The 11,629-nt window shown below is 44.9% G+C and carries 8 protein-coding genes; 6 read left to right on the top strand and 2 right to left on the bottom strand.

Translation table 11 applies throughout. The features are described from left to right. Positions 1-31: 31 nt before the first annotated feature. The gene (locus AC6F33_RS12525) at positions 32-1,009 is read right to left on the bottom strand and encodes a glycosyltransferase family 2 protein (protein WP_255749679.1); all 978 of its coding nucleotides are present in this window, start codon (positions 1,007-1,009) and stop codon (positions 32-34) included. Positions 1,010-1,306: 297 nt separating this feature from the next. On the opposite strand from AC6F33_RS12525, the gene AC6F33_RS12520 reads away from it, so the two are divergent. Further along, the gene (locus tag AC6F33_RS12520) at positions 1,307-2,005 is read left to right on the top strand and encodes a response regulator transcription factor (protein WP_255749680.1); all 699 of its coding nucleotides are present in this window, start codon (positions 1,307-1,309) and stop codon (positions 2,003-2,005) included. Next, positions 2,002-3,381, top strand: coding sequence for a sensor histidine kinase (locus tag AC6F33_RS12515; protein WP_500777182.1), 1,380 nt, complete (start codon positions 2,002-2,004; stop codon positions 3,379-3,381). The genes AC6F33_RS12520 and AC6F33_RS12515 overlap by 4 nt, the downstream gene beginning before the upstream one ends. A gap of 87 nt (positions 3,382-3,468) precedes the next feature. Here the strand turns inward: AC6F33_RS12515 and yhbH are convergent, their stop codons facing one another. Further along, on the bottom strand, positions 3,469-4,629 hold the full coding sequence (gene yhbH, locus AC6F33_RS12510; protein ID WP_500777181.1) for a sporulation protein YhbH: 1,161 nt from the start codon (positions 4,627-4,629) through the stop codon (positions 3,469-3,471). A gap of 1,019 nt (positions 4,630-5,648) precedes the next feature. Here yhbH and ltrA point away from each other — a divergent pair. From ltrA to AC6F33_RS12490, 4 genes are all read left to right on the top strand, one after another. Further along, positions 5,649-7,025, top strand: a complete 1,377-nt coding sequence (ltrA, locus tag AC6F33_RS12505; protein ID WP_480947509.1) for a group II intron reverse transcriptase/maturase — start codon at positions 5,649-5,651, stop codon at positions 7,023-7,025. Between the two features lie 244 nt (positions 7,026-7,269). Beyond that, complete coding sequence (locus tag AC6F33_RS12500) at positions 7,270-7,944, top strand: HAD family hydrolase (protein ID WP_480948491.1); 675 nt, start codon at positions 7,270-7,272, stop codon at positions 7,942-7,944. 132 nt (positions 7,945-8,076) lie between these two features. Next, a complete protein-coding gene (locus AC6F33_RS12495) occupies positions 8,077-9,816 on the top strand; it encodes a phospho-sugar mutase (protein WP_500777180.1) in 1,740 nt (579 codons plus the stop codon). A 214-nt stretch (positions 9,817-10,030) separates the two neighbouring features. Further along, positions 10,031-11,608, top strand: coding sequence for a peptide chain release factor 3 (locus tag AC6F33_RS12490; RefSeq protein ID WP_480948489.1), 1,578 nt, complete (start codon positions 10,031-10,033; stop codon positions 11,606-11,608). The last annotated feature ends 21 nt before the right edge of the window (positions 11,609-11,629 follow it).

Genomic DNA, 11,629 nt, shown 5'->3' with positions numbered 1-11,629 from the left:
GAAAGTCTTTCCGGTTTAATTATTGTTTGACTCAGAGCGCCTTCGTCACGAATGATTCATTCGACAACAAGCGCTTCTCAACAATGTAGCGAGGGCGGTGCTTCGTTTCCTTAAAAATTTTCCCAATATATTCTCCGATGACGCCGATTGCGATGAGCTGCATGCCGCCGATCGTCCAAAGCGAGATAATCATAGATGTCCAGCCAGTCACCACATGACCGAGAACATGTTGGATGATCGCATACAAACCGATCAGAAAACCGATTCCTGCGACCGTTCCGCCAAGATAAGTGACCATTCGGATCGGCGTGATCGAAAATGAGGTGATGCCGTCAATGGCAAAATTCAACATTTTCTTCAGCGGGTATTTTGATTCGCCAGCAAAGCGTTCCGCGCGGTTATAGTATACCTTGGTGCTCTTAAATCCAAGCAATGGAATCATTCCGCGTAAAAAAATATTTTCTTCCTGGTAGTTCACAAATTCATCAAGCACACGTCTGCTGAGGAGCCGATAGTCGGCATGGTTCGGTACCATTTTCACACCTAAGCGTTCCATGATTTTATAAAACAGCAGTGCTGTATTTTTTTTGAACATGGTATCGGTATCGCGCTTGTCGCGCACGCCGTAAACAACATCATAGCCGTTACGGAATTTGATGAGAAATTTTCTTATCGCATTGACGTCGTCCTGAAGGTCTGCATCAATGGTAATGACACAGTCTGAATAAGGTCTTGCCGTCTCCATGCCGGCAATGAGCGCATTTTGATGGCCGAAGTTCCGGCTTAATTTCAGTCCGGTAATTTCCTGATTCTCTTGTGCCGCGCTGTCAATGATTTCCCAAGTACGGTCGTTGCTTCCATCATCCACAAACAGAATTGTACTTCTAAAAGAAATGAGCTGATCTCGGCAAGCCTGCAGCAATACAGTGCGTAAACGTTTGGTTGTTTCGTCTAATACAGCTTCTTCGTTATAACAAGGGACCACAATGGTCAAAATAGGTTCTTCCATTTATTTTTCCTCCTAAATAATTGATTGTTAAAAAATAAAGCACGGTGGAGCGATTGAACGTTTGAACAACCGTGCTTTTTGGGGGATGCCATGAATTAAATGATCATCGTACAAGAACCATGTTAGTCTTGAATTGTTACCGGGTAACAAATTTAATGTGAAAAAATCATGAGAATTTTCTCATGTAAATCTCATTTCGTATTTCTTACGGCGGATGGTTTGAATCGCTATAATGAAAGTAATAATCGGTTTTGCCGGAGTTCGTACATTTTAAATTGGAAGAGATGGCTGCTAGCTATGGAAAAGGCGAAAATATTGCTCGTTGAGGATGAACAAAGTGTTGCTTCCTTTGTCTCTACAGAACTGAACTTTGAGAATTATCATGTGGAGGAAGCCTATGATGGGGAACAAGCGCTTGAGCAGTTCTTTAAAGAAGACTCGCAATGGGACCTTGTTCTGCTTGACTTGATGCTGCCCAAGCTAAATGGTTTGGAGGTTTGCCGTCGGATTCGGAGTAAAAGCCTTGTTCCGATTATTATTATGACTGCACGCGATTATGTCGGTGACAAAGTGGCAGGGTTGGATGGCGGCGCGGATGACTACATTACCAAGCCATTTGATATTGAGGAATTGCTGGCGAGAGTACGCGTGGCGATCAGGCGGAAAAACAGCTATGCATCCGCTCCGGTCTCCCATGTATGCAAAGTAGGCGATCTTACGCTGGATATTGAGAAGCGGACGGCTGAGCGCAACAGCAAGACCTTTAGCCTGACACAACGGGAATTTGATCTTCTTGAAGTGTTAATGAAAAATGAAGGGAAAGTGATGACCCGTGATGAATTGCTCTCGAAGGTCTGGGGGTTTGATTTCATGGGCCAAACCAATATTGTCGATGTGTATGTCCGCTATTTGCGAAATAAAATTGACCAAAATCAGCCGGTAAAATTAATCCACACGATTCGCGGTGTCGGCTATGCGTTGAGGATTGATCAATGAAGTCATTCTACAAAATCAATAAGCAAACGACACTTTTTCAGATGAATTTCTGGTATATTTTAATTCTTTTGCTCACTGTTTTATTCATCGGGCTGGCTGTTCTCTCGGTTGTGAGCTATCAACTGTACAAGGATACGGAGCATGAAGTTGAGTATGTAAAGAAACAATTGATTGTCGAGTCACGAGAGAAACATCCGGACTGGACGGATTCCATTGAGAATATTCTTTATGCGCAACATCCGGATTTCTATGTACATATCGAGACCCCAGACAAAACGATGATTTATTCCAAGGGTAGTGAAAGTATTACCGACAATAACAACTATTTAATCAAGCTGTCCGTTTTTTCTTCGGTTGCCTTTAAGAAAAAATTTGTACCGATCTATCATCACAATTTTTCCTATAATGGCTATACCTTTGATCTTTACGTCCGAATGATCAGCATTCAGAAGTTTATCGTGGTCATGATAAAAGTGCTTGCTGTCTGTACTTTATTAGGTGTGCTCATCGGTTCTTTAGCCATTTATCAATTGTCTCGGAAGCTAAACCGACCACTCATGAAGGTAACGGCATTAATCAATCAGATTACTGAAACAAATAATTTAAAAAAGCGCGTGCCAGTCCCCCCCCAGCCGCGAGAAGTGCACGATCTTGCTCTTTCTTTTAACCAGCTGATGGATCAGTTGGATCAGTTAATTGAAAGGGATCGGCGCTTTGTATCTGACGCGTCGCACGAACTGAGGACGCCGCTTTCGGCGATTCGTGGTCATGTAGAACTGATCCAGCGTCATGGCACCGGTCACCCTGAGGTCATCGAGAGGTCGATCCATTTTGTTGATCAAGAATCAAAACGCATGCAAAATCTGATTGAGCAGCTTCTGATGATCGCTCGGATGGGAAGACGATCAAAAGCGCTAGAAACAGTTAATTTGTCAATGATTGTGAACAATGTCATTAACGATTATGCGGGAGGCATCGTTCAAGAATTTTCTGCAGAGATTGAGAATGAAACGTATGCACTGGCGAATGAGGACTATGTTCACCAAATTGTGGTGTCATTATTAGGCAATGCAAGAAAATATACGCCGGTGGACGGGTGGATCAGAATAAAGGTCTGCGGCGATCACGATTTTTCATCTATTCATGTACAGAATTCCGGCCCGTCTATACCAAATGAGGAAAAAGAAAAGATTTTTACCCGGTTCTACCGCATTGATAAATCGCGATCAAGGGAACCGGGTGGATCGGGCCTGGGACTGGCGATTGTGAAGGAACTCGTTGAATTGGAGGAAGGGTCGATTCAGGTTGAGGATCTGAAGCCGTCCGGAAGTGAATTTATCGTCCGGCTGAGGGCGAAAAAGAGTGAACATTCATGAGCTTGAACGAAGGACGGAATCCATGCGGTCATAGAGATGATTGCAGGAAAAAAGCGCCTGAAATGGCGCTTTTTATTGTATCTAGGGTTAAATGACTTCGCTTTCCGGATCCTTTTGGAAGAAGTACTTCATCGCATGGTAGACATCGCTTTTTTGCTTTAAAATAAAGGAATGAAAGGCTTCATTTTTAATACTTCGGTAGGCACTCATCAAGGTGCTGGATCGGTGATAAGGGTTAATTTCGCCATATCCGAAGAAATCGGTAATGTCCATGATTTCATTGACCAGGCGCGTGCATTTCGGATTGTCTGACGATAAGTTGTCACCGTCGGAAAAATGAAAAGGATAGATGTTGTATTTTGACGGTGGATAGGATGAATGAATTAACTCCAGTGCTTTGATATAAGCGGAGGAGCAGATCGTTCCGCCACTTTCGCCTTTTGTGAAGAAGTCTTCTTCACTCACCACTGTCGCTTCGGTGTGGTGCGCGATGAACTGGATGGTTACTTTTTCATACTTGGTCCGCAAGAAACGATTCATCCAGAAGAAGAAGCTGCGTGCAATGTATTTCTCCCAAACCCCCATTGAACCGCTGGTGTCCATAAGTGCGAGTACGACCGCGCGGCTCTCCGGCTTAACAATCGTTTCCCAAGTCTTAAAACGCAAGTCCTCTTCACGGATGGGATGGATTTGTGCTTTTCCAGATCGGGCATTTCGCTTTATTGCGGATAGAATGGTTCGCCTTTTATCAATATTACCCATTAGCCCCTTACGGCGAATATCCCGATAATCAAGGCTGTTGACGGTTATATCCGCCTCCAGTTTCCTTTTGAGATGAGGCAGTTCCAGTTCCTTGAAAAAGAGGTTCTCGATTTCCATAATAGAGACATTGGCTTCGTAATAGTCGATGCCGGGGCGATCGCCGGCACCTTGACCTTTACCGGCACCCTGCTGTGCCTGCTGTTTTCCTGGTGCCTTGGCTATGACATCGCCTACTTTACTTTTGCCGTCTCCTTGACCGACATGTTTCGTTTTGTCATAGTTGTACCGTAATTTGTACTCGTCCAAAGACCGAATCGGAATCTGTGTCATTTTTTTGCCGTCTGAGAGGATAATATTTTCACTGCTGATCAGATCAGGAAGGTTCTTTTTGATTGCTTCCTTGACCTTTTCAGAATGCCTGCGCTGATCCTGTTCGCCTTTTTGGTTTAAATCCCAATCTTCTTCGGATATCAAGAAGTTACTCATTTTGAATCCCTCCTTTAATTTGCACAATGAGTCGTTCAATGCGTGACTGCTGCTTCGAGGGTTGATTAATTTAGTTTATGCGCGCTAATCAGAACTTTGACAGTTTTTCAGCAAAGACCGTTCAATTGACTATAATTTTCTGCTGGCGGTCGGGATACGAATAGGTTCCTATAAAACAAAATGAAAAAATAAAATCTTAAAAGATTAGCGGTATCTAGTATAAGAAAAGCTAAGGATCCGCCGGCGTCAAAAACTTGGCCACGCCAAGTTTTTCTTTACAAGTAAAGAAAGTATAAGATTTTACCCCATATTTAAACGAATAAACCAGTGTCTTGACCGAGAATCAAAGCGGAGGTGCGAGACGCCTGCGGGATCAGGTGCCAGCGAGACCCCGCAGATTTTTGCTTGTCTGAGGAGGCTCGCGGTGCGCCCGCGGTCGTGCTCTGTTGATGCGAGCAACCGAAGCGATGATTCAACACTGTAAAGACACAAACCAATCACACATGGCTGGAGATTAAAGACCGGGCGCTTTTGCTCGGTTTTTCTTATACTATAAGAAAGTATAGAGCGACCGAGCAAGGTCGTGCCTTATAGCGGGTGGGAAGCCCGTCGGAAAAGAGCTAGCCACTCATCCGTAGCGAGTCTTGGAGAACGAAAGGCAACTTTGGTTTTTAAGCGTAGACAGCGAGCCAGTGGGCCGTAAGCCAAGTGGTTGAAGGGATTGAGCCTCGAAAACTTATGAAATGGGAATGCCGATGGCGTTATACTTCCAGAAGGCAACACGCCAGACATCGTTAAGGCAAGAGGTCTGGGGGTTCCCCGGGGTCAGAGACCATGGCACGCTGAGCATCAATAAGGTACGGCAACTCGGGAGATCCCAGCGGGTCTTTCGAAAGAAAGTATAGCGAACCAAGCAATCAAATGTAAGGACGTTAAATGTCTGCTGGGAAGTCGGAGGAAGCACATAGTACCCATGATATCGGGTAATGCCGGTTGAGGGAAGGTGTTTTCCCTTGTTTATGAATCTTATCTGGGACACATCGGCACACACAGAGGTGACAGTAGAGATGACTACAAAACAGGTAAGAATAGCAGAGCTAGCGAAGGAAAATCCGAAGATGGCCTTCACCTCTCTGGCTCATTTATTGAGCGTAGAGGAATTGAGGGTCTGTCACCGGGAACTGCAGGGAAACAAAGCAGCGGGCATCGATCAGATGACGAAGGCAAGCTATCAAGAACATCTTGATGAACACCTTGCCGATCTGGATAAGCGCCTGAAGCAGAAAAGCTATCGGCCGCTCCCTGTCCGGCGGACATATATTGATAAACCGGGAACAAAGAAGAAACGCCCACTGGGCATCCCTGCCTATGAGGATAAAATTGTTCAGCGGGGTCTGGCGAAGATCCTTAATGCCATCTATGAGCAAGACTTTCTTAACTGTTCCTTCGGTTTCCGCCCAAATAGGAACTGCCATGATGCACTTAAAGTCCTGAATGTCTTCATTGAAAAGAAGTACACGAACTACATTGTTGATGTGGACATCAGGGGCTTTTTCGATCATGTCGACCATCAATGGATGATGCGTTTTCTCAAGCTACGGATCAAGGATCCAAGCTTTCTGAGGCTCATTGCCCGTTTTCTAAAAGCGGGTTACATGGAGAAGGAAACTTGGCACGCAAGCGAACAAGGGACGCCGCAAGGCGGACTGATCTCGCCGATCCTAGCTAACGTCTATCTGCACTATGTGATTGACCTATGGTTTACGAAAGCGGTGAAGAAACAGTGCCAGGGACAGGCTTATCTGGTGCGCTATGCCGATGACTTTGTCTGTTGTTTTCAGTATAAACAGGAAGCCCAACGATTCTATTGCGATCTGAAGCGGCGCCTAGAAAAATTTAACTTGGCGCTTGCGGAGGAGAAAGCGAGGATCATCCCTTTCGGACGATTCGCTCAGGAAAATGCCAAGAGAAATGGAAACAGGAAGCCAAAGACTTTTGACTTCCTGGGATTCACCCACTATTGTGGGCAAAGTAAAAGCGGACATTTTCGAGTCAAGAGGAAAAGCAGCCGAAAGAAAGTGGGTGCCAAACTCAAAGCCTATTCGCAGTGGCTGAAAGGCCATCGGACCCAAGAGATTGACTTCATCATGGATCGGCTCAAGAGGTCATTGACCGGCTATTACAACTACTATTGTATCACCGATAACAGTCTAAGCGTGAGCGCTTTTCGATTGCAGGTGATTCGGTTGTTGTATAAATGGTTAAACAGAAGGAGCCAGAAACGATCGTTCACATGGGAAAAATTTAATCAATTTCTCAAACGCTTCCCTCTGCCGCAACCGCGAATCAAGGTCAATATTTATCAACTTCGGTCGGAGCTGAGCTACATTCTGTGAACCATGAACAAGAAGAGCCGTGTGCGTAAATAGCGCACGCACGGTTCCGTGAGGGGACAGAAGATGTGAATCGCTGTCCTACTCGACTAGATTTTAAGGAAAATAGTATAAGTGCAACTAAGTCTTCGCCTTCGTCAGAGGCTAGGCGAAGCCAAGTTTTCTAATAAATATTTGTGACAAATATAGAAATAAACGGTGCACATGTTAAAATGGAAAACGAGACCACTGAGAAGGGTTGTATTTGATGATTAAAGCAATTGTGTTTGATTTTGACGGAGTGATTTTAGATAGTGAACGACTCATGTATTTGGTTATGCAGAACATGTTTCATCGATACAGAGTGGAGCTTCCGCTCAGCATTTGGAGCCAGGCAATCGGAACACAGCACGGGTTTGACTCCCTGGCCTACCTTGAAGAACATGCCCACGTGAAGATAGATAGGGAAGCTTTTCAAGAAGAACGTTACGCTTTATTTAATCAATTGGTGGACAGAGAAGAGGTGCTTCCCGGAGTTAAATCAGTACTGAATCAAGCGCAAGAGCTTGGTTTGAAAATCGGGCTTGCAACGAGTTCAAAGGGCGACTGGCCGCGTAAGCATCTCAGCCGGCTGGGGCTCTCCGATTATTTCATGAGCATTAAATCTTCGGATGATGTGCAAAAAGTGAAGCCGGACCCCGCATTATATAATAAATCTTTGACCAGCCTTGGCGTGAATCCGAAAGAAGCCATTGCGATTGAGGACTCCTTCAACGGCTCGCTTGCCGCAAAACGAGCCGGTATGTACTGCATTGTCGTCCCGAATGCCGTCACCAAGCAAATGCCATTCGGCCATGTCGACGGCAGCTTCAATTCACTCCAGGATGTTTCTTTGGAGAAACTTATTCGTTATTTTTCGCCTGAATTAAGAAAAAAAGCATAAAAATTTTTATACGGGAAGGCTCTGTTTTCCCGCTTAAAAGGTATGACAGCGTTTTTTTCTGTTTTGATATATAATGTAAGTGGAATTATTTATGATCAACTGAAAAGCTTTAACTTAAAATGGGGTGAACACATGGGTTGGAAAACGGTATATGAGAAATGGAATTCCGATGCGGCTTTGGATCAGGACTTGAGAAAACAACTGGATGTAATTGCTGAGGATTCTGCGAAGCTCGAGGATTGCTTTTATACAAATCTTGAATTTGGAACAGGCGGTATGCGTGGGGAAATCGGACCGGGCACAAACCGCTTAAATATCTATACGATCCGCAAAGCATCGGAAGGCTTGGCACGTTATATTCTTAATGCTGGGGAAGAAGCAGTAAAAAGAGGCGTTGTAATTGCACATGATCCGCGTCATTTTTCTGCTGAATTCACATTGGAAGCAGCGAGGACGCTTGGTGCTCATGGAATCAAGACATTTATATTTGATGCACTGCGCCCGACACCGGTTTTATCCTTTGCCGTGCGTTTCTTAAACGCTTTCTCAGGTATTGTGATTACGGCAAGCCATAATCCGCCTCAATACAATGGCTATAAAGTATACAATGAATTCGGCGGTCAGCTTCCGCCGGCTGAGGCTGATGAAGTGATCCGCTTTGTCGCATCCGTGGAGGATGAATTGGCGGTGCAAGTCGCGGATGTTGATGAACTGAAGAAAAACGGTGTTCTGGAAGTAGTCGGAGAGAGAGTTGATCAGGCTTACCAAGAAAAGGTAAAGACGCTGTCGCTTAATCCGGATGTCATTCAAAAGGTCGGCTCCGACTTGAAGATTGTCTACACGCCGCTTCATGGAACAAGCTATCATCCGATTGTTAATGGTTTAAAGAACTGGGGCTTTACCAATGTAACGGTTGTGAAGGAACAGGCAGAACCAGATCCGGAATTTTCAACGGTAAAATCACCGAATCCTGAAGAGCATGCAGCATTCAAAATCGCTATTGAATATGGCAAGAAACTGGATGCGGATCTTCTGATCGGTACTGATCCGGATTCCGACCGACTGGGTGTTGCAGTCAAAGATGATCAAGGTGAATACGTTGTTCTGACGGGTAACCAAACCGGTGCCGTCCTATTAAACTATTTGCTTACACAGAAGCAGGAAAAAGGATTGTTGCCGAAGAACGGCGTTGTTGTCAAGACGATTGTTACTTCTGAAATCGGGCGGACAATTGCGGAGGCTTTCGGCATTCCAACGATTGATACATTGACCGGATTCAAGTTCATCGGCGAGAAGATCCACGAGTACGAATTAAGCGGCAAATACAGTTTCTTGTTCGGCTATGAGGAAAGTTACGGTTATCTGATCGGCTCCTTTGTACGCGATAAAGATGCAGTTCAAGCGGCACTGTTTGCTTGCGAAGCTGCAGCCTATTTCAAGTCGCAAGGCAAGTCATTCTATGACGCGCTTCAAGATGTATTTAAGAAATACGGCTATTTTGAAGAAGGACTTGAATCGCTTACGCTAAAAGGAATCAGCGGTAAAGAAGAAATCAACTCGATCATGAATGATTTCCGCAATCAGCCGCCTGTTGAAGTGGCTGGTGTTCCGGTGGCAGTGATCGAGGATTATAAGAAATCCGAAGCGGTGGATGTGGTAGCAGGTACAACGTCGACGATTGAACTCCCCGTATCCAATGTTCTGAAATATAAACTGAGCGACGGTGCATGGTTCTGTCTGCGTCCGTCCGGAACAGAACCCAAAATTAAATTCTATTTTGGGGTCAAGGGCAGTGATGCCGCTGATCGTGACAAGAAATTTAATGCAGTGAAGAAGGCAGTTATGGACCGGGTACACAATCTGGTTGGATAATGTGTCTATTGAGATGAGCACTAAGGCATTTATGATTCACAAGAATTATGTATATAATTAACATAGAATGATTGAAAAGCATTCGCAGCAGAAGTGACGGAATAAAATGGTTAAAGCCATTTTATTCTGCATGCGAGTGCCTTTTTTACGGAGGGATTTCTTTTGCCTTAATTAATGATTCGAATGTTAAGAGTGAAATTTATAGGAGGAAAAAATGAATCAGTTACAGCAGGAATTAAAAAGGCGTCGTACATTCGCCATCATATCTCATCCAGATGCCGGTAAAACGACGCTGACTGAAAAGCTGCTGGTGCTTGGCGGTGCCATTCGAACGGCAGGCGCGGTCAAATCACGCAAAGCCGAAAAATTCGCGACTTCAGACTGGATGGAACTGGAGAAGAAGAGGGGCATCTCGGTGACCTCCAGTGTCATGCAATTTGAATACGGTGGCTACAAAATAAATATTCTTGATACGCCTGGGCACCAGGATTTCAGTGAAGATACGTACCGAACACTGATGGCTGTCGACAGTGTAGTTATGATTATCGATGCGGCAAAGGGTGTCGAACCACAGACCATCAAATTATTTAAGGTCTGCCGCGACCGGGGAATTCCGATTTTTACATTTATTAATAAGCTTGATCGACAGGGCAAAGAACCACTTGAGTTGTTCGAAGAGATCGAGAATGTGCTCGGTATTGATTCGTACCCGGTTAACTACCCAATTGGCATGGGCCAGTCATTCCGTGGAGTCTATGACAGGCAGGAACATAAAATTGAATGGTATAACGATAAGAGAGAACGTCAGGTTCAAGCGTTAAGTGAAGTGGATGAACTGTCTGAACTATTAAAGGACACGGTCGACGATTATACACTCAATCAGCTTGAAGAAAATTTGATGCTGTTGGATGAGGCAGGAAACGATTTTGATCTGGAAGCTGTCAAAGCAGGCAAGCAGACACCGGTATTTTTCGGGAGTGCGATTTCAAGTTTCGGTGTACCGACCTTTCTGGAACATTATTTGAAGCTGGCACCGCAACCGCAGCCGCGTCAGTCAAGTGAAGGCATTATTCAGCCGGACGATCCTAATTTTTCCGGATTCGTGTTTAAAATTCAAGCGAACATGAATCCGGCACACCGCGATCGAATTGCATTTTTGCGTATTGTTTCCGGTAAATTCGAAAAAGGGATGGGCGTATATCTCGATCGGACCGGCAAACAGTTAAAGCTTGCGCAGCCGCAGCAATTCTTTGCTGACAGTCGTGAATTGATTGATGATGCGTATCCGGGTGATATTGTCGGACTCTATGATACCGGATTTTATCAAATCGGTGACACCGTGTGCCGGTCGAAGGATACATTTAATTTCGGTGCACTCCCGCAATTCTCCCCTGAACACTTTGCTAAGGTGCGCGCGAAAAATGCGATGAAGCAAAAGCACTTCTTGAAAGGCGTCAGCCAGCTCGCTCAAGAAGGCGCTATTCAGGTGTATAAAACGCAATATGAAGAGACGATCCTAGGTGTGGTCGGGACACTGCAATTCGATGTTTTTGTCTATCGAATGCAGGCTGAATACGGCGTTGATCTTGATATTGAACGTATGCCGCATCAAGTGGCGAAATGGATTGCTAATCGAGAGGAAGCAGATGCGCTTCGTCGTAATTCCAATAATCTGGTCGTTTCTGATTATAAGGACCGCCCAGTTATCATTTTTGAAAATGACTTTTCTCTGCGCTGGTTTCAGCAGAAGCATCCGAAAATCGAGCTTCGCGATTCCAGTCATAATATGTAAGAAAAAAAGAGCCGTTGGGCT

Source organism: Sporolactobacillus sp. BBK16-2 (genome assembly GCF_059878335.1).
The sequence above is the reverse complement of the archived record's forward strand: the minus strand, read 5'-3'. Positions and strand labels throughout refer to the sequence as shown.

Excerpts from the sequence above, each read along its gene's own strand:
- AC6F33_RS12525 (WP_255749679.1), bottom strand. The coding sequence starts at position 1,009 with ATGGAAGAACCTATTTTGACCATTGTGGTCCCTTGTTATAACGAAGAA.
- AC6F33_RS12520 (WP_255749680.1), top strand. The coding sequence starts at position 1,307 with ATGGAAAAGGCGAAAATATTGCTCGTTGAGGATGAACAAAGTGTTGCT.
- AC6F33_RS12515 (WP_500777182.1), top strand. The coding sequence starts at position 2,002 with ATGAAGTCATTCTACAAAATCAATAAGCAAACGACACTTTTTCAGATG.
- yhbH (WP_500777181.1), bottom strand. The coding sequence starts at position 4,629 with ATGAGTAACTTCTTGATATCCGAAGAAGATTGGGATTTAAACCAAAAA.
- ltrA (WP_480947509.1), top strand. The coding sequence starts at position 5,649 with ATGAATCTTATCTGGGACACATCGGCACACACAGAGGTGACAGTAGAG.
- AC6F33_RS12500 (WP_480948491.1), top strand. The coding sequence starts at position 7,270 with ATGATTAAAGCAATTGTGTTTGATTTTGACGGAGTGATTTTAGATAGT.
- AC6F33_RS12495 (WP_500777180.1), top strand. The coding sequence starts at position 8,077 with ATGGGTTGGAAAACGGTATATGAGAAATGGAATTCCGATGCGGCTTTG.
- AC6F33_RS12490 (WP_480948489.1), top strand. The coding sequence starts at position 10,031 with ATGAATCAGTTACAGCAGGAATTAAAAAGGCGTCGTACATTCGCCATC.